Origin of the sequence: Acetobacter syzygii (assembly GCF_000964225.1) — a bacterium.
Taxonomy (GTDB): Bacteria; Pseudomonadota; Alphaproteobacteria; order Acetobacterales; family Acetobacteraceae; genus Acetobacter; species Acetobacter syzygii.
The window spans coordinates 43,748-70,398 of sequence record NZ_BAMZ01000012.1; the positions used below are offsets into that span (position 1 = coordinate 43,748).

Annotated in this window: 19 protein-coding genes and 2 tRNA genes; 14 read left to right on the forward strand and 7 right to left on the reverse strand. The window is 47.3% G+C overall.

Annotation, left to right across the window (positions count from 1 at the left end; all coding sequences use genetic code 11):
* Positions 1-95: 95 nt before the first annotated feature.
* Positions 96-935, forward strand: coding sequence for a transglutaminase family protein (locus Absy_RS05640; RefSeq protein WP_048853764.1), 840 nt, complete (start codon positions 96-98; stop codon positions 933-935).
* 42 nt (positions 936-977) lie between these two features.
* Positions 978-2,051 (forward strand): zinc-binding metallopeptidase family protein, encoded by a 1,074-nt coding sequence (locus Absy_RS05645; protein ID WP_048853765.1) that lies wholly within the window; start codon positions 978-980, stop codon positions 2,049-2,051.
* A gap of 7 nt (positions 2,052-2,058) precedes the next feature.
* Here Absy_RS05645 and Absy_RS05650 read toward each other — a convergent pair whose 3' ends face one another.
* Positions 2,059-3,750, reverse strand: coding sequence for an ABC transporter substrate-binding protein (locus Absy_RS05650; protein WP_084596926.1), 1,692 nt, complete (start codon positions 3,748-3,750; stop codon positions 2,059-2,061).
* Positions 3,751-4,435: 685 nt separating this feature from the next.
* On the opposite strand from Absy_RS05650, the gene guaB reads away from it, so the two are divergent.
* The 3 genes from guaB to Absy_RS05665 all read left to right on the forward strand — a co-directional run bounded on the left by guaB (position 4,436) and on the right by Absy_RS05665 (position 9,196).
* Entirely contained in the window at positions 4,436-5,914 is a 1,479-nt protein-coding gene (gene guaB, locus Absy_RS05655; RefSeq protein ID WP_048853767.1) for an IMP dehydrogenase, read from the forward strand.
* Positions 5,915-5,923: 9 nt separating this feature from the next.
* Positions 5,924-7,222, forward strand: a complete 1,299-nt coding sequence (locus tag Absy_RS05660) for an RsmB/NOP family class I SAM-dependent RNA methyltransferase (protein ID WP_048853768.1) — start codon at positions 5,924-5,926, stop codon at positions 7,220-7,222.
* A gap of 135 nt (positions 7,223-7,357) precedes the next feature.
* Positions 7,358-9,196, forward strand: a complete 1,839-nt coding sequence (locus tag Absy_RS05665) for a cation:proton antiporter (protein WP_048853769.1) — start codon at positions 7,358-7,360, stop codon at positions 9,194-9,196.
* Here Absy_RS05665 and Absy_RS05670 read toward each other — a convergent pair.
* Positions 9,172-9,696 carry a L,D-transpeptidase family protein gene (locus tag Absy_RS05670; RefSeq protein ID WP_084596928.1) on the reverse strand — a complete coding sequence of 175 codons (525 nt, stop codon included), beginning with the start codon at positions 9,694-9,696 and terminating at the stop codon, positions 9,172-9,174. The two genes, Absy_RS05665 and Absy_RS05670, sit on opposite strands and share 25 nt — an antisense overlap.
* A 146-nt stretch (positions 9,697-9,842) precedes the next feature.
* Between Absy_RS05670 and Absy_RS05675 the strand changes: the two genes are divergently transcribed.
* Positions 9,843-10,550, forward strand: coding sequence for a response regulator transcription factor (locus Absy_RS05675; RefSeq protein WP_048853770.1), 708 nt, complete (start codon positions 9,843-9,845; stop codon positions 10,548-10,550).
* Positions 10,551-10,640: 90 nt separating this feature from the next.
* On the opposite strand, the gene Absy_RS05680 is transcribed toward Absy_RS05675, so the two are convergent.
* Positions 10,641-11,372: a YoaK family protein gene (locus Absy_RS05680; protein ID WP_048853771.1), complete on the reverse strand. Its 732-nt coding sequence runs from the start codon at positions 11,370-11,372 to the stop codon at positions 10,641-10,643.
* Between the two features lie 122 nt (positions 11,373-11,494).
* Here Absy_RS05680 and Absy_RS05685 point away from each other — a divergent pair.
* The 6 genes from Absy_RS05685 (at position 11,495) to Absy_RS05710 (ending at position 18,077) form a co-directional block, all read left to right on the forward strand.
* Positions 11,495-11,569 (forward strand) — tRNA-Val (locus tag Absy_RS05685).
* Positions 11,570-12,269: 700 nt separating this feature from the next.
* A complete protein-coding gene (locus Absy_RS05690; RefSeq protein ID WP_048853772.1) occupies positions 12,270-12,662 on the forward strand; it encodes a hypothetical protein in 393 nt (130 codons plus the stop codon).
* Positions 12,663-13,171: 509 nt separating this feature from the next.
* Positions 13,172-13,248 (forward strand) — tRNA-Ile (locus Absy_RS05695).
* Between the two features lie 286 nt (positions 13,249-13,534).
* Entirely contained in the window at positions 13,535-15,991 is a 2,457-nt protein-coding gene (locus Absy_RS05700; protein WP_048853773.1) for a membrane-bound PQQ-dependent dehydrogenase, glucose/quinate/shikimate family, read from the forward strand.
* A gap of 70 nt (positions 15,992-16,061) precedes the next feature.
* The gene (locus tag Absy_RS05705; protein ID WP_048853799.1) at positions 16,062-16,952 is read left to right on the forward strand and encodes a transporter; all 891 of its coding nucleotides are present in this window, start codon (positions 16,062-16,064) and stop codon (positions 16,950-16,952) included.
* A 183-nt stretch (positions 16,953-17,135) separates the two neighbouring features.
* Positions 17,136-18,077 carry a helix-turn-helix domain-containing protein gene (locus Absy_RS05710; RefSeq protein WP_084596932.1) on the forward strand — a complete coding sequence of 314 codons (942 nt, stop codon included), beginning with the start codon at positions 17,136-17,138 and terminating at the stop codon, positions 18,075-18,077.
* 75 nt (positions 18,078-18,152) lie between these two features.
* Here Absy_RS05710 and Absy_RS05715 read toward each other — a convergent pair whose 3' ends face one another.
* Both Absy_RS05715 and Absy_RS05720 read right to left on the reverse strand, forming a co-directional pair.
* Positions 18,153-18,710: a Dabb family protein gene (locus Absy_RS05715; RefSeq protein ID WP_048853774.1), complete on the reverse strand. Its 558-nt coding sequence runs from the start codon at positions 18,708-18,710 to the stop codon at positions 18,153-18,155.
* A gap of 26 nt (positions 18,711-18,736) precedes the next feature.
* Positions 18,737-19,783, reverse strand: coding sequence for an aldo/keto reductase (locus Absy_RS05720; RefSeq protein ID WP_048853775.1), 1,047 nt, complete (start codon positions 19,781-19,783; stop codon positions 18,737-18,739).
* Positions 19,784-19,979: 196 nt separating this feature from the next.
* Between Absy_RS05720 and Absy_RS05725 the strand changes: the two genes are divergently transcribed.
* Together Absy_RS05725 and fumC are read left to right on the forward strand one after the other, a co-directional pair.
* Complete coding sequence (locus tag Absy_RS05725; RefSeq protein ID WP_048853776.1) at positions 19,980-21,449, forward strand: mannitol dehydrogenase family protein; 1,470 nt, start codon at positions 19,980-19,982, stop codon at positions 21,447-21,449.
* Between the two features lie 312 nt (positions 21,450-21,761).
* Positions 21,762-23,207, forward strand: coding sequence for a class II fumarate hydratase (fumC, locus tag Absy_RS05730; RefSeq protein WP_048853777.1), 1,446 nt, complete (start codon positions 21,762-21,764; stop codon positions 23,205-23,207).
* Between the two features lie 140 nt (positions 23,208-23,347).
* Here the strand turns inward: fumC and Absy_RS05735 are convergent, their stop codons facing one another.
* Positions 23,348-24,664: an MFS transporter gene (locus tag Absy_RS05735; RefSeq protein WP_048853778.1), complete on the reverse strand. Its 1,317-nt coding sequence runs from the start codon at positions 24,662-24,664 to the stop codon at positions 23,348-23,350.
* A gap of 534 nt (positions 24,665-25,198) precedes the next feature.
* Positions 25,199-26,620: a tetratricopeptide repeat protein gene (locus Absy_RS05740; protein ID WP_048853779.1), complete on the reverse strand. Its 1,422-nt coding sequence runs from the start codon at positions 26,618-26,620 to the stop codon at positions 25,199-25,201.
* Between the last annotated feature and the right edge of the window lie 31 nt (positions 26,621-26,651).

Here is a 26,651-nt window from a genome sequence, read left to right on the forward strand (position 1 = left end):
ATGCTATGATCCTACGCTAAATTATTGTTCTGATATGACAACAGACAGAACTGGAACATTGCGTAGGGTCGCAAAAAAGCAGGGTCATATTTTTGATGAGTTCACATGTAACACTTTTGCATAAGACCTGCTACCGTTACGACCGACCAGTGACCATGGGACCGCAAACAATACGCCTGCGGCCAATTGAAGGTGGACGCACACCGATTGAATCCTACGGATTGCAAATTAATCCAACAGGATTCCATTTAAAATGGGAGCGTGATTTATACGGCAATAATGTTGCCTGTGTTGGTTTTCTTAATCAACTCACACATTTTGATATCGAAGTATCACTGGTTGCAGACATCGCTTTTTATGACCCTTTGCTTCAAAGCATTCAAATGGCTGGTCAGGAAGATATATGCCTCGATTTTTTTGCAATGCCAGCTTGTTGCGGCCAAGAAGTTAAAGACTTTTTAGCTAAATACGTCATTAAAGATGATGGTAATTGTCTTGGTCATTTAATGGCTCTCAACAGAGGTATTGCCAAACAAATTCGTTACCAGCGCAGGTTGGAACCTGGTGTATGGTCTCCAGAAGAAACATTACGCAATGGGGCAGGGTCCTGCCGGGATAGTGCATGGCTTCTTGTTAATCTGGCTCGCTATATGGGACATGCCGCCCGATTTGTGTCCGGCTATCTTATTCAGAATGCCATAACTGCCGATGGAACAGAAGTGCTGACAGCAGACCTTCATGCATGGGCTCAAATTTTTATACCCGAACGCGGCTGGTTAGGGTTTGATACAACATCTGGCCTTTTAACGGCAGGAAGCCACATTCCGTTGGCTGTGGCTGTCAAACCGGAAAACGCTGCTCCGGTTTCTGGTCTACTGGATTGTTGTGAGGCAACATTTGATGTTTCCATGCATGTTGAACGTTTGTTTACCTGAATTGCACGGCATTAACATCTGCCTGCAAAAAGGAAATGCAGGATGAAGCGCTTTGCCTGCCAGTCTTGTGAACAGCCTCTTTTTTTTGAAAATACTCATTGCGATCAATGCTATGCTGTTTTGGGGTATATGCCCGAAACAGCTACACTAGCTGCCATGCAGCCACAGGATAGTGGATTATGGAAGACAGTTCATGACTGTCATGACCAGCCTCGCGCTTTTTGCGCCAATCATAATTATAATGTGTGTAACTGGCTTCTTGCCCCCTTTCAGCATAATGGCGGTTTTTGTTTTGCGTGCCAGTTTAATAGAGTTATTCCCAACCTTAATATACCGGGCAATATGGATCGCTGGCGTAAATTAGAAGTTGCAAAACACCGTCTTTTTTACACGATTCTACGGTTAAAACTCCCGATTAAGAACAGGTTGCAAGATCCGCAGAACGGACTGGCATTCGATTTTTTGGATGATCCGGTCGACGGCTCTCTTCCGATCATGACCGGGCATAATAATGGTATTATAACCATTGCGACCAAAGAAGCTGATGATGCGCATAGAGAACGTATGCGCGTAGAAATGGGGGAATATTACCGCACCCTTCTAGGGCATTTCAGGCATGAAATTGGCCATTATTACTGGAATGTTCTCATTCGGGATGGTGGACATCTGGAGGAATGTCGTACCATATTTGGAGATGACCGTGCCGATTACGCGTTAGCCTTAAAAAAACATTATGCCCGCGTACCATCCGGTAATTGGCATGAGGATTACGTAAGTCTCTACGCAATGTCTCATCCATGGGAAGATTTTGCAGAAACATGGGCGCATTATTTTCATATTGTTTCCACCTTAGAAACGGCCTTGTCTTACGATATGACCATTGGTCCCGTGGCAGACGGGCAAGCTTTGCTCACGCATAAAAGCGATCCTTATTTACATATGCCATTTGACCAGATTATTTCCGCATGGATGCCTTTAACTTATGCAGTTAACAGCCTGAACCGATCCATGGGTTTGGCAGACTTTTATCCTTTTGTTCTTACAGCGGGCGTGCGCGCCAAACTCCGTTTTGTGCATAATATTGTAAGAAACATGCAGCAGACCTACGCAGCATAATTAACTTTTATTTAAGCTGAATTTGGGAAAATAAAATTTCATCATTTAGTGTTGTTACAATATTTTTTGCTCGTCTGGAGAGCAACACGACCCTTTGTGTTTGAGAAAGAGGGACTAGGGGCGCTTGCACCATAATTTCTCTGTCGACCTTAGCCCATGCCTGATTGCTGGCTACGCGGTCGGTTAACGCAAGCATTGCGGCTTTATCCATCAACTGATCAATATGTGGGTCACAAAAACCAGAATAGTTAGGCGAATTGTCTGAGTTGGGATGAAAAGTTTGACACGAAAATAACGTCCGCAAAAAACTGGATGCTGAAGGATAATCTGCATTCCATCCAGTCAATGCGATCTGAACATGATTTTGCGTATTCTGGATATACGTAAAAGCAATCGCTGGACTTACGCTGCGCACTGTTGCTTTGAACCCCAGAATTTCTAAAGTATTGCGTATATCCTCTGCTGTGGCACTGCCATGCTGTTCCGATGGAACAATAATCGTAACCTTGTGCCCCGCCATTCCGCTTTCTTCTACCAGATGGCGTGCAGCTTGCATGTCTGGCCTTACCCAACTGATGGCTGGATGAGTAGGGGAGGCTCCAAAAGTATAAAAACAGAAAGGCTCGTACCCCGGTGTCCCTTTCGGTAAAATCTGACATGATGGAGAAGCGACTGCTGATCCACCACGGTAGATGATCATGGCATGCCGGTTAACAGCGTAATTCAGTGCCTGTCGCACTTTAAGGGATGTAAAGGGGGGTTCATGCACATTCAGTGTAGCGTAGTAGAATAGTAAAGGCGTATAAATGCGCACCTGATCGGCGTAACGGCTCCCTACTTCTCCGAGCCTATCCAGTGGAACATTTTCATACATCCAGTCTGCCTGGCCATTCTCCACAGCGGTCACTGCTGCTTCAGAATCCAAACCAAAAGAAATGTGCACTTCATCAGGCATCGCCGCAGGCTGTGCATTGTGTGACCATTCCTGAAAATAGGGATTGCGTTCCAACTTTAACACAGTAGTTGGGTCATACTCTGCAATGCGGTAAGGTCCTGTTCCCGCAATAGGGCTATTGCCCATATCCCGTGCTGGCGTATCGGCTGGCAAAATAACAGAATGTATCCACGCTAGACGGTCCAAGAACTCCGGATCTGGTTCAGTCAGGTGGAAAACAATCTGCCGAATTTGAGGGTGTGTTTCTATCCCACCAGCTAGCGTGCAGGTTGCCGGGAGTTCCAGACATGCCTGTGCCCCCACAAGGGCACCATAATAAGGCCCGGCCGTTGGGCTGCCCACTTTAAACAGGCGGCGGAAAGATGCAGCCACATCTTCCACTGTTACTGGCGCACCATTAGAAAAATGTAATCCCTCACGTAAAGTCAGACGATACGTTCTCCCTCCATCTTCAGGGGTGGGAACCGCCTCTGCCAGATTGGCAATAACCGGTTGGGCAGCCAGCCCTGCAAACTTAGGGTACGTTAGCAATGTATCGTACACTGGTGTTTCAACCATTTTAGTCAACGCAACATAAGATATCTGCGGGTCTAAAGTGCCTGCATCACTTTGTGCCAGAATACGTAATGTGCCCCCGGCATGATCGTTCGGCTGGCTGCCAGTCGCCCATGCTGGGGGTACAATGCTAATTCCAAGGCTCAGAACGCCTAATGCCGTCAATAAGCAGAATATCCGGTGTCTCATACAGTAAACTATGGCGTGCTTTATCTCCGCATTCAAATTGGAAATTGGCGCAGGCAGGGTAAATGCGGCAGCCCCCCAAATTTGTGCGCGGGTCCTGAATATTCTGCTGATTATCCCTTAGCGCCAGAAACATTCCATATTTAAACATGCGACCTGTCACAAAACAGTCACACCCTATGACTTTTTTTGCGCGTAAACTTACCTCACACACTCAGCGTAGGAGGCGGGCAATGTATGTTCATCAGGTCGCACAAACTACTCAAGCAGATGCCTCAAACCGCTGGCGTGAGGCTGTTAGAGAACGGTGGCGCGTTACCCTGTTAAGTGCATGGGAGCGGGATAGCGCACAAAACGTTGATGCGACAGAAGAGAAACCTCAGGCTTTTGTGTTTCTGCGCCCCAAAGTCCGCCTGTCTCGCAATCCTCTGCGGTGCAAATCATAATTTTATAGTAAGATGGCGACGAAAATTACAAACCATTGCAACTCCCCGTGCCCCAAGGAGTATGGTGCAATGCACGGCAAAAAACACTTTAATTTTTAAAACTATGGTAAATAATGGCCTTGGGCGCTTGCGTTTACCCGGGCAAAGTCATAAGAGGAAGCGCCAAAGGTCGGGTGACCTGCGGCAATGCTTTGCTTCTGGGTTAACCCACCACGTTGTAATTCAGCAAGGGTGCCCGCTGCATGACTTCCTCCCCGTACAGCCGTGTTACAGAAGCTCTGGCATTTGACGATGTTCTTGTCGTTCCGGCTGCTTCCGATGTCGTGCCAGGTCAGACGATGGTTCGTACCCATCTGACGCGCTCCATCGAGCTTAATATTCCTCTGATCTCCTCTGCCATGGACACGGTTACGGAAGAGCAGATGGCAATTGCCATGGCGCAGCAGGGCGGCCTTGGCGTTATTCATAAAAATCTCAAACCCGAAGAACAGGCCGAACATGTGCGTCGGGTCAAACGGTTTGAATCTGGCATGGTGGTTAATCCTGTAACGGTTGGCCCAGACCAAACCTTGGCGGAAGTGCGTGAGATCATGCATCGTCATGGCATTAGCGGCTTGCCCGTTGTTCAGCCTGATAGCCAGAAACTTGTAGGGATTCTCACAAACCGCGATGCGCGTTTTGCCGTTGACCCCAATCAGCGTGTATCCGAATTAATGACCAAGGATCGTCTGGTAACGGTCAAAAATGGTGTTGACCCCGATACGGCGCGCCAGCTTTTGCACAAACACCGGATTGAAAAACTGCTGGTTGTGGACGATGCAGACCGTTGCGTTGGCATTATTACCGTCAAGGATATGGATAAGGCCGTAACCCACCCTCTGGCCATCAAAGATAGCATGGGTCGCCTGCGCTGCGCTGCAGCTACAGGGGTAGGAGAAGAAGGATTTAGCCGCGCCAAATTACTGATTGATGCCGGTGTTGATGTACTGGTGGTAGATACAGCCCACGGTCATTCGGCTGGTGTGCTGGCTGCTGTGGAACGCCTGAAGGCACTTGATGACGACATTCAGGTTGTTGCCGGGAACGTGGCCACGCCAGAGGCTGCACGCGCTTTGGTATCAGCTGGTGCTGATTGCGTTAAAATCGGCATTGGTCCCGGCTCCATCTGCACCACACGAATTGTTGCTGGTGTAGGCGTGCCACAGTTTTCGGCTATTCTGGAAACATCGCTCGCCTGTAAGGAAATGGACGTGCCGTGCATTGCTGATGGCGGTATCCGCACATCAGGTGATATTGTTAAGGCCATTGGTGCTGGTGCCGATGTTGTCATGATCGGCTCCTTGCTTGCGGGGACGGAAGAAGCTCCGGGCGAAGTATTCCTGTATCAGGGACGTTCCTATAAATCTTACCGTGGTATGGGCAGCCTCGGAGCCATGGCGCGTGGTTCGGCAGATCGCTACTTCCAGCAGGAAGTCAAGGATGCGCTTAAACTTGTGCCAGAAGGGATCGAAGGTCGCGTACCCTACAAAGGCAGCATGGCAGCCGTTATTCATCAGCTTGTCGGTGGATTGAAAGCAGGCATGGGCTATACAGGTTCGCGCGAAATAAGCGATTTGCAGGTGCGGGCCAAATTCCGCCGCATTACTGGTGCGGGCTTGCGTGAAAGCCATGTGCACGACGTTTCCATCACGCGTGAAGCCCCTAATTATCGTCAGGACTGATCTGTTTTTATGACACCTACTGCCAGACTTGCCGCCAGCATTGACCTGCTGACGGCTATGGAGGCGGCACCACGCAAACCTGCGGATGCCGTTGCCAACAGCTTTTTCAGAGAAAGACGCTATATTGGCGGCGGCGACCGGCGTGCCATTTCCGGTCTCGTGTGGGACATCATGCGCAACTGGCGCCGACTTGGGTGGTGGCTGGAGCAGAATGGAAGTGCTGCCAGCCCTCGAATGCTGGCGGGTGCCCAATTGGTTTTCGACCGTACCCCCATGGAAAAACTGTCGTCCATTTATGGTGGTGGCCGCTTTGCGGCAGGTGCCCTAAGCGAGCATGAGCAAAATGTTCTAACAGCTTTAGTGGGTAAAGAGCTGGATAGTGCAGATATGCCCCGCGCTGTTCAACTGGAGGTACCTGACTGGCTGCTGCCAAAACTGGAAGAAACATTTGGTTCTGATCTGGAAGCCGAAATAAAGGCGATGGCAGAACCTGCATCTTTGGATCTGCGCATTAACATGCTCCGGACCACCCGCTCGGAAGCCATGCACGCCTTGGCGCGTGAAGGATTACATGCGGAGGAAACAAAGCTTTCACCTTGGGGATTACGGCTGGAAGGCCGCCAGCCAGTGACTGCCAGCAAGCCATTCAGGGATGGTCTGGTCGAAATTCAGGATGAAGGCAGCCAGCTTGTGGCGGCAATGGCTGGTGTTGAACCAAGTATGCGCGTTCTGGATTATTGCGCAGGAGCCGGAGGGAAAACACTGGCACTTGCTATGATGATGGAGAACAAAGGGCATATTGTAGCCTGCGATGTCTCTGTTGTCCGCTTGGAAGGTGCCGTTAAAAGATTGCGCCGGGCAGGGGTGCATAATGTAGAACGCCACCTACTGACAGAAGGAGACAAATGGGCCAAGCGTCGCGCAGCTTCTTTTGACCGGGTGTTGGTCGATGCTCCATGTAGTGGTACAGGCACATGGCGGCGAAACCCGGATGCACGCTTCCGCACAACTCAGCTTGATCTGGAGGAGTTGTTGGTCAAACAGGCAGTTATTATGGATAGAGCCGCAGCGCTGGTTAAGCCCGGTGGACGCATGATCTACGCAACCTGCTCCTTGCTCAAGGCAGAGAATGCAGGACAGGTAGAGCTATTTTTATCCCGTCACCCTGACTTTAAACTTGTGTCTTCCAACTCTCCTGTTTTGCCAGAAGGCTTGAGAGAAAAAAGCATGATCAGCCTGACGCCCGCCAAAGATGAGACAGATGGCTTTTTTGCTGCTGTTTTGGAGCGATTTTCCCCTGAAGGCTGAGCGCTCTCAACAGCAAGAGTCATTTTAAAACGTCTATTTTAAGGTCTATCTTGTCGGTTTGATGTATAATTGCCATGCCTTCGTGTTTCATGCATGGCAGGATATGGATCACATTTGACCAAAAGATAGGCCTTTATGACCGATAGTGTAATTCTATTTGTCTTTTTTGTGCTGGGCGGCAGTATGCTTGCGCAATGGACGGCATGGCGCTTCAGGCTGCCCGCTATTGTGCTTCTGTTCTCTCTTGGATTGTTATACGGACCTGTGTTGCAGGTCATGCATCCATCGGAAATGATTGGCTCTGCCTTCCATCCCATGGTCTCGCTAGCTGTTGCGCTGATTGTGTTTGAAGGTGGCTTGGCCCTCGACTTCCGACAATTAAAGGAAGCCGGGGAGGGGGTTTTACGCTTAACTCTGGTCGCTCTTCCCATCAATTTTCTGTTGGGTAGCCTTGCCGCTCATTTCATTGGAGGCATGGGGTGGGGGCCCGCTTTTTTGTTTGGGTCCATTGTTGTGGTAACCGGCCCTACTGTGGTGCTGCCACTTTTACGCCATGCCAAACTTAAACCACGTATTGCTGCTTTTTTACGATGGGAAGCCATTCTTAACGACCCAGTGGGTGCAATTTTAGCAACTTTGGTGCTCGAAGTGCTGCTAATGCGACCAGGGGAGGGATCTGGTACGGTTTTTGCTGCCATTGTACCTCATATGCTGGCCAGCGCAGCATTGATGATCGGGTTTGGCATTGGCACTGCGTGGTGCGTCAGATGGCTGTGCGTACGTGATCTGTTGCCAGACGTTATGAAATTGCCGCTGTTCATTACTCTGGCTCTCATGCTGTACGTTATGGGTACGCTAAGCATGGATGGTGCCGGCCTTATTGCCTCTACCGTATTTGGCATGGGACTTGCCAATTTGCGTATTCCCGGAATGGGGGAGCTTCAGCGCATGAAAGAAGCTCTGGTTGTTCTCATAGTATCTGTTCTGTTCGTACTTTTAGCAGCTGACTTACAGCGGCATGAGTTAACCAGTATCTCATGGGCTATCGCCGGGTTAACCTTGGCTGTTTTGTTTTTGGTTCGTCCTTTGGGAATATGGCTGGCAACCATCGGCTCCAGCCTTAGCTGGGCAGAACGTTTTTTTGTCGGCTGGATTGCACCTCGTGGCATTGTGGCAGCTGCCGTTGCCGGAATCGCAGGCGTGCGTTTGCAAGATGCAGGCTACCCCGGCGCAGGGTTGGTCATGCCCGCCGTTTTTGCCGTCATTGCATCGACTATGATTTTACACGGGTTTTCTCTGATCCCTCTGGGCCGCAAGCTGCATCTGACTCTGTCCAATCAGCCTGCATTGGCCATTGTGGGGGCAAGCAACTGGTCTAGCCAACTGGCACAGATTGTGCACGCGGTCGGCACTCCGGTGTTGCTGGTAGACAGTTCTGCCCGAGATTTGGCAAATGCACAAAAAGCAGGGGTTCCTGTTTTGTGCACAGAAGTTCTTTCCGAGGAAGGAGCAGAAAGTCTGGAGGAACGCCCTGCAGACTACCTGATCGCGGCCACACCAGATGCAATTTATAATGGACTGGTCTGTGCCCATTTGGCGCCTCATTTTGGTCACCAGCGCGTTTATCAGGTCAGCCCCGGCATAGCCCGCCTTGACCAGTATCGTGGCCTCAGCCGTGAGGCACGCGGCAAACTGTTAGGTCAACCAGGGTGGAACTTCACCCTTTTGGAAACACTGGTCGCTCAGGGATGGCGCTTTGTTGCAAAAGACATAACGGAAGAAAACAAAGACCGCCTTTTGCAGGAAAACAGCGACTTTCTGATTTTTTTAATCATTCAGAAAGGAGCATCCATCACTGTTGTTTCTCTGGAAGAAGATGCATCCCCCCCCTTCTGGGCTGGTCTTGTGGCAATAGGTCTGATGCCTCCCTTACCGAGCCATGCTGAATCTCAGGATGGTACTTCGTCATCATGAATAGTTATACTCGTTGCGCCCGATGCAAGAACTAACCGTAAATCTTGCTCGGTTAAGGCTACGCAGCCTTCTGTAGGTGTATGGTCCGGTCGCTGCAAGTGCATGAAAATGGCCGAACCACAACCCGGTTTCGCAGGCGCATCATTGTAACCAATTACAACAATTATATTATAAAGGTCATCTTCCCTCCATAAGGCTTCATGTCGCGCTGGGTGAGGCCTAGTGATGAACTGGTTGTAGAGCGGGGCCCTCGGGTCATCGCACCAACCATCGAGTGGGCGTAGCGGCTCCATGGGCAAAATACTTGCAGGGGGCATTACGCGGTCGGCTCGATAATACACTTTTCTGAGAGTATATTGGCCAACAGGGGTACACATATCCCCCTCCCGTTTATGCCGTGTCATACCATTTTTACCGATAACAGCGGTCATTATTGTTTGCCCGCAATGCAGTTTTGCGTAGCTGCTACTGTCCGCTATGGGCCACACATGTATGATCATTTTTAACATCCTGCCTCTTTTCATGGCCTGCCATGCGGCTCACGTATCATGTCGGTTCTTACGTTGCGTGAAGATTCGTGGCACGGTAGCAAAAGAATAGGTCAGGCAGCCATTTACTGAAGGCTGACACAAGGAGATGGAACCACATGACGGGTGCACGCCCCATTTTGGTTGTTGACGACGATCAGGTCATCCGCCGCGCTTTAACAGAGCAGTTGCAGGTTGATGGCGAATTTCTGGTTCTGGAAGCCGCGACACTTGCAGAAGCTCGTGAAAAAATGAAGGGGCCGGATGCCCGGTGTGATGCCATCCTGCTCGATGTAACATTGCCAGATGGTGATGGACGGGACTTTTGCGCAGAACTCCGTAAGGAGGGGCTACGTATGCCTGTCATCATGCTGACAGGTTCTGACGATGAAGCAGATATTGTGCGCGGCCTAGATGCTGGTGCCAACGATTATGTTGCCAAACCCTTCCGTATTGCTGAACTTCTGGCGCGGCTACGAGCACAACTTCGGCTGTTTGAAAATAGCGAAGACGCGGTCTTTTCAATTGGGCCATATACCTTCCGCCCTTCCGCCAAACTCCTGCTGGAACCAGTCAAGAACCGCCGTATCCGTCTGACGGAAAAAGAAACCGCCATTCTAAAGTTCCTCTACCGTGCGGGTACACGCCCTGTGCCACGGCAGGTTCTCCTGAATGAGGTCTGGGGATATAATGCGGCGGTTACGACTCATACGCTGGAAACACATATTTACCGCCTCCGGCAAAAAATTGAACCAGATCCGGCTCATGCTTCTCTACTGGTAACAGAAGGGGGCGGTTATAGGCTTAACCCTGAAGTTATGGCCTGAATCCCAACCATAGTCCTCTCTCCTGCTGTGTCGCATCATATTATATGGCAACAAAGCAGGAGAGCATATACAATACCAATTATCGTGATCTCAATTTTTCCTAGAAAACCATGCTGTCGCGTTAGTAATTGAACCCAAGATTGCGCTACCTGCCAATAAACTGGCGGTTATAAGAAAAAAATAAGTTGGTCGGTCATGGTAAACAAACGCGCCAATTACACCACCGACCACAAAACTGCCGATAATCTGTAAATGTAACCACAGACGCTGTTTGATGGAGTAGCGATGTTCGTTGCTTACATTGTATCGCCATGAATCGAGTAAATCAGCAATTTCTATTCCGAGATCGGTCATCATACCGGTAATATGTGTGGTTCTTACAACCGACCCCGATATCCGAGTAACAGTGGCATTCTGTAAGCCCATAAGAAAAGCAAGAGTGAGTGCAGGAAAAAAACTAGCTTGATCAAATCCTCTAATCGCATTGACCAGCCCCATAAGCGCCAATAAACCGGCTTCCAACAAAATACTAAAGACGTACTTTGCGGGCCAACGCTGCCTGTGACCGATATTGACCAAAATGGTGCATATAACGGCCCCCAGCACAAAGCTTCCCCCCAATTCTAATGCGCGCAGCCCTTCCTGCAGTGCTCCTTTTTGTAAATTAAGAGCCAAAGCTGAAGCGTTGCCAGTCATATTGGCACAATAGTACCCAAATTCCATAAAACCCGCGACATTTATAGCCCCGGCGATCATAGCCAATGAACTGCCAAGCCTGCGGTTCATAACGAAATTACGTTTTTCCAGCTCCTGAAAGAGCATCGTTTCTCCCAGTTCATTCCTTCAGTAAACTCTGACTGCAAAAATATTGATTTTTTTGACTTTAATAGCAAATCCTCTCTTGCCAAAATGTACAGGATAGATGTATCTACCCCTCACAAACCGGGTGCGTAGCTCAGCGGTAGAGCATCGCCTTCACACGGCGGGGGTCACAGGTTCAATCCCTGTCGCACCCACCACGGTTTGCCCCAGTTTTCTGCGGGTTACAGAAAACAATCCACAAAATAATAAGCAACCTATCGGTCCATATCGAGCCATATTAAACCACATTAATCCGTGCCATTTTTTGATTGACTTTAAGTGCTGGGTTCTCATTATGTTTCCGTCTGGGAGGAAAGCAAATGAATGCCCGCTATGCGGGAGATCGCACAACTAGTTTTGCCAGCCCGGCATCCAATGCCGTTGAAGGACCGATTGATCTTTCCAGACTCTGGACCTAAGGTCAGGACTCATTCTTTAAGATAGAAGATGAAGCTTGCTGCGATGTGGATTGCGGACATGAATGTATGAGCGCAGCGATCGCATCGTGTTGCCACCTGTCGCCGGTGACCTTTCTTCGGTTTCGTCGGGGAGAGCTAGCAGCTGCGCGCCTACATCTTTGAAGTTACTGACCCGCTGTCAGATACAGACGAACAGACCGAGACTGACCATCACACACATGTGCTTTTAAGTTCAGGCCATCTTTTGTCCATCCGATATGGCGGTGGTCATACAATAGTCTCCGCCCAATCCGCAATGTGCCTATATCTCATGTAGAGATGAGCATTGGGAGACCATATCGAAGCACTCGAAAGTGAATTCCCTTCTAGAACCGCCTCTTGATTTTCAACAATTGCCGTCTCATAATAGAAAAGAGTATCATATATGAGGTTTTCAACTATGAAAATTAGTGGCTATACAAACATCACATATGATCTACCTGACAACGGTTCCAGAGCTAAAAATACCCCATCTCTTGCTCTGGATTTTAGTAACATGACCCCTCAGGAAATGGAATCTGCAAGAATAGAATTGGGGAATGAAGGAAAAATCTCCCTCCATCAAAGTACAGAAATGGCTTTAATGGATGGTTATGCGCTTATAGGTGTTAATGGTGGAAAACAGGTTGCTGGATCAACAAATATGTATTCAATGATTGATTCACTTCTGGATTATGCAGAAAAATATAGCACTATCAATGCCAAAGATAACATTGATTCTCTCAAAGCTCTGAGAGAAACTCTTGAGCAAAATGATGTGAATTACTCTCAGAATCGGTCTATAGTTGTATAAATTGTGGCAGACAGCAGGATTATCCGCTAAAAAACTTTCCAAACATTAAATGATTATCATATTTATTTTAAAATAATTTGTGGATATATTTAAAAATACAAACATTCCAAATGACGAGTTCAAAAAATCTCTAGGCTCAGGGCACATCCTTTAAGACAAAAGATGAAGGTATGAGCGCATCGGTCATATCGGGCCGTGCAAAGTTCGTACACCCTTTTTTAAATTGATTTTGAGTGCTGCGTTCTCATTATGTTTCTGTTGGGAGCAAATGAATGCACACTATGCGGGAAATCGCATAACTGGCTTTGCCAGCCCGGTATCCGATGCAGTTGAGGGGGGCGATTGATCTTTCCCAGCCTCCGAACCTGAAAAACTCCAGCGGCCGTGTTCAAGGCTTTCCAGAGTATCTCTTGGTTTTCCTTACCGTATATGGCTTTTCAGAAAGCATGATTGCGTGTAAGATAGATGTCTGACGCTTTCTTCATAATAGTAGAATGCTCAATTAGTGTGCGCTGGTAGCTCAGTTGGTTAGAGCGGGCCGCTCATAACGGCTTGGTCGCGGGTTCAAGTCCTGCCCGGCGCACCATTTTCCCCTTAATCATTAAAACGAATGAGACACTCACTATGACGACGAGCTGATTCGGCTTGTCGCCTAGATATTGGTCCGTGTCGTTTCCATTCCCACGCCATCTGTCTCATATCTGAAACAGGTTAGGTTTTTTGCTACAAACATATGTGAGAAAGCTTGTTTCAACTGTGGCAATTTCTGGGTGGTTCCTGTTCATCAGACAAAATTGGCTATGGGCAGAGTGTGCTTTACCAGTCTTACGCAATGTTCTGGCCGACTGAACACATTCAGAGAGAAACACAACATGCGAGAGAGCAATAAGAGGTTATTTTCAATTATAACCTCAGCCTTACTGGCTCTTATCGGGCTTTTCCTGTTTTTTGGAGGGGCAGAGCTGCTCATCCTTGGAGGATCCTGGTTCTATATTCTGGCTGGCGGTGTTATGCTCGCCGCAGCTTTTAGCGGCTTCAAAAACCCCAAACTGGCTTCCCGCCTGTATGCGGCCCTACTGCTGGTAGCGACTCTTTGGTCACTGCTGGAAGTCGGGTTTAATATATGGGGGCTGGAAGTCCGTCTGTTTACACTGATCGGCCTTGGTGCATGGCTCCTGCTGCCATGGGTCTGGCGGACAGGTGCCGACTGGCTGACAGACAAGCGTGAGGTATTGGGTGCCGTTGCTGTTTCCACTCTAGTTGTGGTGGCCAGCTGCTTTGCATCCTATTCCATCAATGGCACAGTCCCGGAAGCGCGTATGGCCGCACAGGGCCAGAGCGACGCAACATCTAACGGAGTAGCCGATGCAGACTGGTCTGCTTACGGGCGCACTGTTGGAGGAGATCGATACTCTCCGGTTGGTCAGATCACACCAGCGAACATCAGCCACCTCAAGCGTGCATGGATGACCCGTACAGGCGACGTGCAACAAGATGGGGAAGGGACTGTTGCTGGTCCGGATCAGGGGCATGAGTTCAATTTGGAACTGACCCCGATCAAAGTAGGTGACACGCTGTACATGTGCACACCGCACAGCTGGGTCATGGCGGTAGATGCCCTGACGGGTAAGGTCAAATGGAAATTTGATTCTAAACCGGCAACGGCTGACCTGGATAAAAACGTCTATCTAGCTTGCCGGGGCGTGTCTTACTACCACATCCCTGATGAAATCCAGACAAGCTGCCGTAACCGCATTTACTCCCCGGTTGCAGATGTACGGATGGTCGCTGTGAATGCAGAAACCGGCCAGCCTTGCGATGACTTTGGTGATCACGGCTTTATCTCGCTGCGGGATTATCTGGGGCATGTCCCCCACGGCTTCCACTTTGTTACATCACCGCCAATGGTGGCAAAAAATCGTCTGATTACTGGTGGCTGGATCTTTGATAATCAGGCCAACTTTGAGCCATCTGGTGCCATACGTGCATTCAATGCCACCACCGGTGCGATTGAATGGGCATGGGACGTTGGGCACAACCCCGAAACATGGAAACCCGGCCCGAACGATGAACTGACGCGTGACACGCCCAACGCTTGGGGTGTTTACACGGCAGACCTTGACCTTGGTCTGGTTTATATTCCAACTGGTAACTCTCCGCCGGACAACTGGGGTGGCTCACGCCGTCCGTTTGATGATGCATCTTCGAGTGCGACCGTCGCTCTCGATATTGAAACCGGTGAACGCCGCTGGATTTACCAGACAGTGCACCACGACCTGTGGGACATGGATATTCCGTCTGGCCCATCCATGGTTGATCTGCCGGGCCCGAACGGGGAAAATATTCCGGCTCTTGTGCAGAGCACCAAACGCGGCGAGTTTTTTGTTCTTGACCGTCGCACCGGTGAACCTGTTCCGGGTTATCCTGTGGCAGAAAAACCTGTACCAACGGCAGGTCACGCGCCGGATGACCGTGTGTCTCCCACACAGCCTTACCCCACGGCCATGCCTTCCCTTACGCCGCCTGATCTGAAAGAAGCGGATATGTGGGGTGCAACGCTACTGGACCAGATGATCTGCCGCATCCAGTATCGTCAATCAGCTTATGAGGGACAGTTTACACCACCACATGTTGGCAAAACGACCATTGTCTATCCCGCTTTCTATGGCGTTGTAGACTGGCAGGGTATTACCATTGATCCGCAGCGTAAGCTCCTGCTGGCCAATGCAAGCTACTTGCCATTCCGCATCCGTCTGGAAAAACGCCAGACATTGGAAGCTCCAGGAACACTGCCCAAATGGGATGGTAAAGGTGAAGAACCGGCAGCCAAAGGTGATGCCCTCTCGGTCTCTCCTGATTACGGCACGCCATATATTGCCTACACCAACCCTTGGCTGAATCCGCTGCAGATCCCTTGCAAAGGACCAGTATGGGGCACGCTGACTGCAATCGATCTTGTGAGCAAAAAAATCGTGTGGCAGCACCCAGTTGGAACAACCCGCGATACAGGGCCTTTCCGGACCCACAACAACCTGCCTCTGCCTACGGGTATGTATAATATTGGCGGGAACATTGTGACCAAGGGTGGTGTTGTGTTCATGGGCGCGACTGCGGACGATTATCTGCGTGGCTTTGACCTTGCTACCGGTAAAGTCATCTGGAGCGACCGTCTGCCAGCTGGTGGTCAGGCCACCCCGATGTCCTACGAAGCCGGTGGTAAACAATATGTTGTGATGGCCGCTGGTGGTCACGGGGGCCTTGGCACCCGAAGCGGTGATTACATCATTGCTTACACGCTTGATGGCACACAGGGCTCCAAAGCCCAGTAACTGTGTATTCCATGTGGGGCTCCTGATTTATTCTGGAGCCCCATTACTTTCATATACGGAAATCCGTCTGATGCATCTGACAGAAAAGCCAGAGCGGCTGCGCTCTCTGCTTCGCCTCGTCATACCTGGTGTGGTTCTGGTTTATGCGTCCTCGGCCCATGCGGCTGATGTAACGCTCGGCATTATTGGACCGCACGAGTATGATTTGCCGGTTGATTTTAAACCATTCAACGTACTGGTACAGTATGGTGATGGAAATGCCGCTGGCAGCACATATAATAGCCTAGGCCAACGTCAGGCCCGGGGTGGTAGCCATACATGGGCGGGCATGACCAAATATGTGCATTTCCGTAGCTTCGAGGCCATTCCACACGTTGGGTTTGCATTCGAACTCATCCAGTCGGAAAGCTATACTCTGGCTAATGGTACGGATTACGGTGGTTTGGGGCCAACTATTGTTGGACCAGCGGCATGGTTTAAGCCCAATGCACATAGCACTTTGGGCATACAGACATTTATGCAAACACCTGTAGGTACACGTGATGCCACGTCCCCTCAATACTGGTCCAATATATCCAGTATTATTTTTGACTACGAATGGGATCACTTTAGTTTTGATGGTGATCTTGGTACAGTTGTTGGTTCTACCAAACATGTAAAAGGCCAGCACAGCTATTCGCCCGGAGTGGTTTTTTATTCCAATTTGCGATTTAGCTGGAAAGCGACCAAAAAGCTGGAGCCATTTTTGGCACTTGACTGGCAGAATGTGACTGGCACTTATGATAATACCACCAAGCGTTACCTGGATGATTCAAATAGTAGGGAAACCACTCTCGGGCTTGGACTTATGTACAATGTTTCTCAGCATATTTCTATTACAGGGCGTTACTCTCATTCGCTTGAAGCGCGCAATACGCCAGAAACAAACGCCTACTACGTAAAATTTGTCTATCTGTGGTAAACAGAACTGCATAAAAGAGTTATTATTCTTTCAGAATAATATAAAATTTTCTTTAAATTTTGTTGTGATATGCAGTATCATAGCAGCCAAACTCCAACCTCATAGCTTGTTATCAAGCGAAAAAGGATAAAAACGGGTTAATTGGTGAAACACTGCATGAATGGCAACTGGAGTAGGGGCGATATGGCAGAGGACGATATTCTGCCACGTCCGATCGACCAAAATACTCCGACAACAAGCGACGTACGCATCCAACAATCTTGGGAGCGCTGTGCTTCTGCCTATAATATGGACCCCGCACAGGGGTGGATAGCCGATGTATTATCGGGCGCAGAATTCCGGCAGGCAAGTGGCCGTTCGGCCTTACTCCTTAAATCTGCTATGGGAGAAATGCGTCGCCTTTTTGATCTCGTGCAGGGTATGGGCTTGATGGTGCTTCTCGCCGACCCAGATGCTACAATTTTAGCCCGTTGCGCGGATGAAACCCATTTATCAGTCTGCCGTCGGTTACATTTGCGAAAAGGAGCCATCTGGCATGAATCCGCTGCTGGCACGAATGGTGTCGGCACATGCGTAAAAGAAAAATGTCCTATATTCTTGGGTCAGGGCGAACACTGGCGTTTCTGCTTTTCGTTACTAGCAAGCTATGCTGCTCCAGTTTTTGATGCCCAAGGGCGTGTGGCTGGAGCACTGAACTTAGCGGCTTTTAGTGGCAATACAACCAAACCGTATGCTGCATTAGTTATGGAAACCCTACTCCAATCCGGCAGGCGCATAGAAGAGCAACTCTTTCGTGCCCATTATGCGGGGCATAAAATTTTAACCTTAGGTCCTGCGGAGGGATGTTCCTCTCCCTTGGTTGCTTTGAATACCGACGGGGAAGTCACTGGGGCAACGCACTCCAGTCGGATGTTAATGGGCTGGACGGATGACATGATCAAAGATCATCCCAATCTTTTAACAGAACTGGAATCTGGAACAGAAATAAGTTTGCAAAAAGCAGAAGAAAGCGTTGTTCGTTCTGTATTAGCGACCAGTCATGGTAACGTCGCTGCCACGGCCCGCAGCTTGGGTATTAGCCGCGCAACGCTCTATCGTAAGATGAAAGCTCTTAATATTCAGTAAAATCAATCAAACGCTTAACACCCGATATGTATTTGACTTACGGATAAGCTCTCTGAAAAATCGTAATACAACTCATTATGGTTGACTACGCATGGCTACAGGGAAATCAAATACAACAGCTTGCGCAATATATGCACCGGCAAAATGTTTAAACGCATCATGTGCGGGGTCAAAGTATCGTATGTCAGTTACAATCGGACGACCCACATAAAAATTACGATCTCCTTCAGAAGCAAATGTAACCAGATAACCTTGCTCTAAACCAATATCTGCATTTTCGCCGCTTATTTGAGGTCCAGTTTCCAGCGAGAGAATAACCTTTTTCCCATCCATCCGATGTGAAAGCTCGGCCAGCTCCATAAATCGTTTTGTAACCTCAAAACGTTCCGCTCGTGTAGTCTGTGGTTTAAAGCGGAACATAACCATGTGCCGGATTGTGCCGGGCTTAAAGTCAGGTGCAGTAAAACGCACCTGACCAACCCTACGCATCTCTGCTTGCACTTGCTGCGCGGCTAAATCCAAAGGAGCAGCCAAAACGCTCGCCTTTATGCACAAGGAACTTGTTGCATAAAGGCCCGCACAAAACATCCCGAGAATTAATTTATATTGCATAATTTTGCTCAATAAAAACATCAATAGGGCAGGCGGCTTAACTACAGTCAGGGGGCTGGGTTTGAGTGAATCTGATGAATGGCATTTATTTGTGTTTCCAACTCAGATGTAATGGGCAGATCCAACGACCCCAGAAGAGTTTTAAGCTGAGTTATGCTTGTCGCTCCAATAATATTTGACGTAACAAATGCTCGGCTCGTAACAAACGCAACGGCCAGTTGAATGGGGTTGATCCCTTCGCGCTGAGCAAGCGCGTGATATGCAATAATGGCCTCATCGACCCCCGGCTTCTCATAACGTTGAGCGCGATTGAAAAGAGTAGTACGTGCACCAGCTGGCCTGGCACCATTTAGGTATTTCCCGGTCAGGTAGCCTTGTGCCAACGGCGAATACGCCAGCAACCCTACACGCTCCTGCATGGCCATTTCGGCCAGACCAATTTCAAACGTCCGATTTATCAAGTTATATGCGTTCTGAATGGAAGCAACACGAGGTAGTCCGGTTTTGGAAGCCGTTAGAAAACTGGCTACTCCCCATGCCGTTTCATTTGAAAGTCCGACATGGCGAATTTTCCCTTCGCAAACAAGGTCTCCCAACACTCCTAATGTTTCCTCAACAGATATGGATTCATCTGATGGCAAATCTTTAAACGTGGTGCCACCGTCCCCAAACAAAGGAACTCTTCGGTCTGGCCAATGCAGTTGATATAGATCTATATAATCTGTTCCAAGCCGACGTAGCGAACCTTCCAAGGCATAGCGGATCTGCCTAGGACTCAGGCGCGCCTGCTCTTCCTCAGGTCTAAGCCATGGAAATGAGGAACGCCCGGCAACTTTGCTGGCAATAATCAGTTTATCTCGACCACCGCGTTCTTTTAACCAGTTTCCAATAATGCTCTCTGTTGCACCATATGTTTCTGCTCGAGGAGGAATGGCATAAAGTTCTGCGGTATCAATAAAATTAATACCATGGTCCACAGCCGTATCGAGCTGCGCATGTCCTTCAGCTTGTGTATTCTGCTGACCAAACGTCATTGTGCCAAGGCAGAGTTCACTCACCATAATGCCTGTACGGCCAAGTTCACGCTTATCCATTATTATGTGCCCGCTACGTTTATATATAAACCAATATTCCACTTACAATGGAATAAAAACATATTCCAAACAACACGAAAACATTCTAAAATGTAAAACATATGTAATATGATAGTGAAAAATTAAATCATCCGTTGAAATTGTAAAATAACTTCCTATTTTATCTGTGGAATTCTAAAATTTTTTGGAGGACAATATGCTCACACTTAAAGATATTGCTCGTGAGGTCTCTTCCGTTCATTTACCTAATTATAATCCTTTAAATATTCAAAAAGGAATTGTGCATTTTGGTGTGGGTAACTTCTTTCGTGCACATGAAGCTTTGTATATTGAAAACATCCTTAAAAAAGAACCAACATGGGGTATTGTGGGTGTTGGCCTCACAAACGGTGAGCATTCGATTCAAAAAGCAGCCATGTTCAAAGCGCAAGATTGTCTTTACTCGTTAACCGAATGTGCACCAACAGGCGAACGATCCGTTAGAATTATTGCGGCTTTGCGTGATTATTTATTAGCTCCCGAAAATCCGGAAGATGTTCTGGAGCACTTAAGCAATCCTGATATCCGTATTGTTTCCATGACCATAACAGAAGGTGGCTACAATATTGATGAAAAAACAGGAGAATTTGATCTTCAATCTCTAGCAGTTCAGCGCGATTTAAAAAATCCAGAAAAGCCAGAAACGGTTTTTGGCTATGTTGTGGAGGGATTACGCCGCCGCCGCGATAGGGGGCTTAAAGCATTTACCATCTTATCTTGCGATAATTTGCGTCATAACGGTAATATTGCCAGAAAAGCATTTTTAGGCTTTGCATGTGCGCGAGATCCAGAGTTGGCACAATGGATTGAACAGAATGCCACTTTCCCTAACAGCATGGTTGACCGCATTACTCCAACAGTGACAACCGATATTGCCAAGCAATTAAACACAGCCAGTGGATTGACAGATACCTTACCAGTCGTTGCCGAGGATTTTAGGCAATGGGTTCTGGAAGATAATTTTGCCGATGGTCGCCCGGATTTAGTCAGCGCTGGTGTTCAGTTTGTGTCCGATGTTGCTGATTATGAACATGTTAAAATCCGTATGCTGAACGCCTCTCACATCATGCTCAGTTTTCCAGCTATTCTACTCGGATATGCTCACGTAGATCAGGCTGTTAAAGACCCTGCACTAAAAGAGAATACTGAAAACTTTTTAAATCTGGACGTTATTCCCACACTAAAAGCCCCTCCTGGCGTTGACTTGCAACACTATATGCTGACCGTTCTGAATCGCTTTTCTAACCCTGCAATGGCTGACCAGACCTTAAGAATTGCCAGCGATGGGTGTGCAAAAATTCAGGTATTCTGGACGGAAACGGTTCGACATATACTCATTGAGAATAGAGATTGTTCGCGTATTGCCTTCGGTATCGCTGCCTATTTAGAAATGTTGCGCGGTAAAAATATCCTTGGACAAACATATACAATAACTGAACCCGCTTATACAAAAGAACAGAATGCACTTATCCACTCAAGTGATTTTTCTGCTGGATTAAAATTACCAGCATTTGATGCATGGAGAGATCTTGATACAAGCGTATTAGACGCAAAGGTCATTGAGCTTCGTAAAATTATTCGTTCTCAAGGAATTTTATCCGCATTATCTGCCATCAGACAACCATAATGCCTTATCATTAATTCGTATTGTGTGTTTTGATACTGAGCAAGAGATTGTGTATATTTTCACAATCTCTTGTGATTTGAGAGAAAAATGAAACCATTTTATTCATCATATCGTTAGGCGTAGGATTGTAATTCAAATACCCTCAAAATAGAAAATAAGCACATTGATAAATTTTATTTTCTAAAAAATACTCCATTATATTTTTTAATTACACAAAATATTGACCAAAATCCTCTTTATATAAAAATATTATACTTTAAGTATATCAGAAAATAATCAACTTGACCAACGCTCAATAAAACTGGAGGCACCATGACTGCACCATATATTCTACGGGATATTCCCATTGGCATTGATGCCACCGGCACCCGTGACGAAAGTGATTCCATGGGGATGATTGATGTTCCCGCAGACCATTACTGGGGAGCACAAACTCAGCGTAGTTTGATACATTTTTCCATTGGTCATGAGCGAATGCCAATGGAATTATGCCGTGCATATGGGATTGTAAAAAAAGCTGCGGCACAGGTTAATCTTGCCGATAATCGCTTGCCGGACTGGAAAGCCGCAGCGATCATTCAAGCTGCAGATGAGGTTGCAACCGGACATTTGGATAGTGAATTTCCCCTTTTTGTATGGCAGACCGGATCTGGCACACAAACCAACATGAATGTGAATGAAGTTATTGCAAACCGCGCCATCCAGTTACTTGGAGGGCAAATTGGTTCCAAAACACCCGTTCACCCGAATGATGATGTGAATATGGGTCAATCTAGTAACGACTCATTTCCTACTGTCATGCACGTTGTTACCTTGTTGGAAATGGAAAACTCCCTTGTTCCGCAAATTACAGATTTAATTTCCTGCATTCGCAATAAAGCCAATGAGTGGAGCAACATTGTTAAAATGGGCAGAACACATTTGCAGGATGCCGTTCCACTAACGGTAGGGCAGGAGTGGTCAGGCTGGGCACAACAACTTGAAAACGCACTGAATACACTACTTTCTGCCCGGTCGGGCCTGGCAGAACTAGCGGCAGGTGGTACGGCTGTAGGTACTGGATTAAATGCCCCCAAAGGCTTTGGCAAAGCCATTGCCGAGCATATTGCCGCTTTAACAGGCAAACCTTTTATAACCGCTCCCAATAAATTTGCGGCTCTTGGCGGGCTGGATGCCATGGTACAGACATCTGCCGGGTTGCGTGGATTAGCTGTCGTCTTAATGAAAATTGCGAACGACATGCGGTGGTTAGGGTCTGGACCGCGATGTGGATTATCCGAACTTTTTTTACCAGAGAACGAGCCTGGCTCCTCCATTATGCCAGGCAAAGTCAACCCAACACAGTGCGAAGCACTGGTTATGATCGCTACCCAAGTAATGGGTAATGATACAACAGTTGCATTTGCCGGTGCTCAAGGGAATTTTGAACTCAATGTTATGCGACCGGTGATCGTGGCCAATGTTTTACAATCGATCCGAATTTTGGCTGATGGATGCAGAAATTTCCGGAGGTTTTCAGTAGAAGGTACAAAATTAAACGAGGCGAAAATTAAGCATTATGTTGATGTATCTGTTATGCTGGTAACTACTCTAAGCCCAGTTATCGGATATGATAAAGCCTCAGCCATTGCCCACCGCGCCATGGAACAGAATGAAACGCTAAGAGATGCCGCATTGGCATCAGGCGTAAGCGCTGCACTCTTTGACCAGCACGTTGATCCCCGTCAAATGGTTGGAGATGGATTGGCTGGAGCATAAGCTTTCTGTAAATCACAAACTTTCAACTTATGATTGAGTTTAAATCCATCAAAACACTACACCTCATCTAAATGACTAAACAAAAAAAGGAGGCATATGGAATGCCTCCCTTTTAATACGCTTTAGTGGTTTATGGGTCTTTACGCCGTTTGCTGCGCACCGCGAAAATCAGCATGTCTGGATTGTTTTTTCTTTTTCTCCAGCATTTCGGTGTGGCGGCGCGCTTCAGGCGAAATCCGCAAGCATAGTGTCATCACACCAGCCAGCAAATAAAGCCCCGAGAAGCTCCATATAACCCCCTCTAACCCCATACCAAACCATGATTCGCAAACACTAACAACAGCGGGTCCAACCCACGTGCTAGCCCCAGCGCCTAAACCCAGAATGGAAAGAGCCGCTGCTTTTTCCTTAGGGCAGATTAAAGGCATTAGACCAGACATAGGAACGAATGCCGCAACAGTTCCGCCATAAACAAAACCGGCAATCGCAGCCAGAGCAAAATTACCAGGGTACCATAACGGCACATAGTAAAAGAGTGGAATTGTTACGCAACATCCAACACAACCACCAATGGCAATAACAAACCGATGCCCGAGTTTGTCAGCCAGCATACCTGCAGCAAGATTAAACAGAATATTGCCCAGAAAAATAAGAGAAAGAAGATCAAGCCATTGCGATTGAGAAAAATGGAGTTGATCAACAAAAAATGCTGGCATAATTGCTAAAAAAGCATACTCAGACGAGGTGTTAATAGTCCTGATAATTCCAGATGCAAAAGTTTTGGGTTCACGCCACATAATGCTGATTGAACCAAAGAATATCTGCTTTTTATCAGCATTGGCCTGAGCCAGAGGTTTGGCTCCAATAGGTTCACGCACGCACAGCAGAGCAATCAGGCCACCAGCAATAACTAATCCGAGCGAGGACCAAAACGTCGCCAATTCACCAATGTAGGGAATAGTATAACGTGCAAACTGAGACCCTAATGTTGGCAATCCGGCCGAAAAAGAAAACCAGAACCATCCTGCTGCAGATCCTAGCATTCGCGCGGGAGTAGCAGCTGCAATCCAGACCAGAAAACCATAGGCAAACAATGGATATGCAAAGCCACGCAATGTGTAAAACAATAAGGTCATGGACAAATTGTCCGGCCCTAATCCCAGAGATAGAAAACCGACCTCAAGCAGCGCCCAAAGTAACAAACCAGCCCACATGGTGCGCTTTGGCCCATAAAGATCTGAGAGTGGCCCCGCCAGCCATGCAGAAAGCATGACTGTTACCCCATATGTTGTGAACATAAGGTTTACGTCACCCTGACTATGCCCGTGGTGCAGCATATAAGTGTCAAGGTATCCAGCTTCCACCCCATCGCCGACCATAAATAAAAGCAGGCCGACAAAACCAAAAAAAAGTGGCTGAGGAATACCCAAAAGGGCGGCAAGTCCACGCTGCGGCATGGATGATTGAGGGCTTGTCTCTGGCAAGACGCTCTCTCCTTATGTAATTTTTTGCAGTCTGCTAAACAAATAAAGCCCTAAGGAGTAAGGGACACAGACATGCGTGATGCCAGCTCAGAATAAAAATTCTGAGCTACAAAGATACGAGCACGAAAACAGGATCGCGCATCACGAAAAAGAAGCACAGGAATGTGCAGTTGCAGTATCATATAAACATAAAATCATTGAGACTCAAGATATTTTTTATAAATAACCCAGAGAGTAAAAAATATTATTTAAAATAACGGATTATATTCTTAACTATAATCCGAATTTATTATTTTCAATAACTATATATTTAATTATTTTTATTATTCTAATACATGGGTTTTTTATTTTCCCCCATATTGAAAAAATTTCAAAATAAAAAATGTACCCAGATGTTCCCAAAAAGAAATCAGAATCAGCTTCAGATTTACAGAATAACTATGTAGTTTTTTATTAATTTCGAACAAATATTTATATAGATTACCTAACCGCCTAATCTCTTATCTCTTATCTCTTATCTCTTTCAAGATGAGACAAATCATTAACCAGATCATTTATTGGAAATGACCAATTCAATGCCTCTGGCTGCTGATAAATACGTAATTTATCATACCACGGAGAATCTTTACGCCCACAAAGCCAGCGCCAGCACTGATCATAACGAGACAACATCCAGACTGGCTTACCAAGTCCAGCCGCTAGATGCACAACAGATGTATCGACCGCAATAACCATATCCAGATTACTCACTAAGGCAGCGGTATCATCAAAATCATGTAGCAATTTCGAATGGTCTACTAACTTCATACCTACAGGCGGCGTTTTAGCCTGAATACTTTTTTCCCCCACCTGCAGACTATAAAATAAAACATTGGGGACTTTAGCTAACGGTGCCAAGCTTTGCAGACTAATAGATCTTCTCTTATCCACAAACTCCACATATCTCACTTCACGATGAGGGGATCCCGCCCAAACTAGCCCAATCCGTAATGTTGGTACGCAGGCGTTAAAAAATAGGTCTTTTTCTAATCGTTTTTGCCAAGCAGCTACCTTGGCAGGATCTGGTTTCAGATATCCCTTACTCAATGGAATAGTTTGCAAAGTTGTTCCTAAAAAATACGGTAAACTCCCCACAGAACATTCTAAATCATGAGGAGGAGCAACATCATCAACTGTAATAAATAGCTGATTAGGGAAAGAACGCTGCAATAATGTTAAAAGTTCTTTTCTTACTTTTACAATAACCTGGCCACCACGCTCTGCAACAAACGGAACAAAACGCACGAATTGCAGCATATCTCCAAATCCACCTTCTGTATGAATAAGGAGGGTTTTGCCTACAAATGACTCTCCATTCCACAATGGTCCTTGCAGATTATGCTTACCAATAATATTACTGTTCCAGCGCCATTCATACGCTTTAAACCCTTCTATATACTCGCCTTGAGCAAGAAGAGAGAGGGCATAGTTCGTACGGCTCTGCCCATTATTAGGCTCAATCTTTATAGCCATTTTATGAAAATTCTGCGCCAGAGAATGTCGTCTCTGCCCATCCAACGCCACACCTAAATTACTCAGAGCCAAAGCATGTTGCGGCTGGAGTTTAAGGCAGGTTTTATAAGATTCAATTGCGCCTCGGTAATCCTGTTGTTCAAACAGCACATTTCCAAAGTTTGACCACGCATCTGCCATATCTGGCTTAATTTTTACAGCGCGCTTTAATAGATCTTGAGCGGCACGGAATTCACCGAGTGAACACAACAATCCACCATAATTATTAAGCACATAAGCATTATTCGGATCTTTCTGTAATTCTACCTGATATGCAGCAACAGCCTCCTGCAGACGATTAGCGCGATGTAGTGCAGCACCATCCATAACTTGCGTAGCAGACATAGTCGATTTTTCAGAAGGCGAAGTATGCGACATGGCTTTACAACTCAAGTATCATTAAGGGCGC

What these genes read in the sequence shown, in the direction of transcription:
- Absy_RS05690 (WP_048853772.1), top strand. Translation starts at nt 12,270, where the DNA reads ATGAAAATTAGTGGCTATACAAACATCACATATGATCTACCTGACAAC.
- Absy_RS05645 (WP_048853765.1), top strand. Translation starts at nt 978, where the DNA reads ATGAAGCGCTTTGCCTGCCAGTCTTGTGAACAGCCTCTTTTTTTTGAA.
- guaB (WP_048853767.1), top strand. Translation starts at nt 4,436, where the DNA reads ATGACTTCCTCCCCGTACAGCCGTGTTACAGAAGCTCTGGCATTTGAC.
- Absy_RS05640 (WP_048853764.1), top strand. Translation starts at nt 96, where the DNA reads ATGAGTTCACATGTAACACTTTTGCATAAGACCTGCTACCGTTACGAC.
- Absy_RS05670 (WP_084596928.1), bottom strand. Translation starts at nt 9,696, where the DNA reads ATGATCATACATGTGTGGCCCATAGCGGACAGTAGCAGCTACGCAAAA.
- Absy_RS05740 (WP_048853779.1), bottom strand. Translation starts at nt 26,620, where the DNA reads ATGTCGCATACTTCGCCTTCTGAAAAATCGACTATGTCTGCTACGCAA.
- Absy_RS05705 (WP_048853799.1), top strand. Translation starts at nt 16,062, where the DNA reads ATGCATCTGACAGAAAAGCCAGAGCGGCTGCGCTCTCTGCTTCGCCTC.
- Absy_RS05650 (WP_084596926.1), bottom strand. Translation starts at nt 3,750, where the DNA reads ATGAGACACCGGATATTCTGCTTATTGACGGCATTAGGCGTTCTGAGC.
- Absy_RS05715 (WP_048853774.1), bottom strand. Translation starts at nt 18,710, where the DNA reads ATGTTTTTATTGAGCAAAATTATGCAATATAAATTAATTCTCGGGATG.
- Absy_RS05665 (WP_048853769.1), top strand. Translation starts at nt 7,358, where the DNA reads ATGACCGATAGTGTAATTCTATTTGTCTTTTTTGTGCTGGGCGGCAGT.
- Absy_RS05725 (WP_048853776.1), top strand. Translation starts at nt 19,980, where the DNA reads ATGCTCACACTTAAAGATATTGCTCGTGAGGTCTCTTCCGTTCATTTA.
- Absy_RS05680 (WP_048853771.1), bottom strand. Translation starts at nt 11,372, where the DNA reads ATGCTCTTTCAGGAGCTGGAAAAACGTAATTTCGTTATGAACCGCAGG.
- Absy_RS05735 (WP_048853778.1), bottom strand. Translation starts at nt 24,664, where the DNA reads ATGCCGCAGCGTGGACTTGCCGCCCTTTTGGGTATTCCTCAGCCACTT.
- Absy_RS05675 (WP_048853770.1), top strand. Translation starts at nt 9,843, where the DNA reads ATGACGGGTGCACGCCCCATTTTGGTTGTTGACGACGATCAGGTCATC.
- Absy_RS05700 (WP_048853773.1), top strand. Translation starts at nt 13,535, where the DNA reads ATGCGAGAGAGCAATAAGAGGTTATTTTCAATTATAACCTCAGCCTTA.
- Absy_RS05710 (WP_084596932.1), top strand. Translation starts at nt 17,136, where the DNA reads ATGGCAGAGGACGATATTCTGCCACGTCCGATCGACCAAAATACTCCG.
- fumC (WP_048853777.1), top strand. Translation starts at nt 21,762, where the DNA reads ATGACTGCACCATATATTCTACGGGATATTCCCATTGGCATTGATGCC.
- Absy_RS05660 (WP_048853768.1), top strand. Translation starts at nt 5,924, where the DNA reads ATGACACCTACTGCCAGACTTGCCGCCAGCATTGACCTGCTGACGGCT.
- Absy_RS05720 (WP_048853775.1), bottom strand. Translation starts at nt 19,783, where the DNA reads ATGGATAAGCGTGAACTTGGCCGTACAGGCATTATGGTGAGTGAACTC.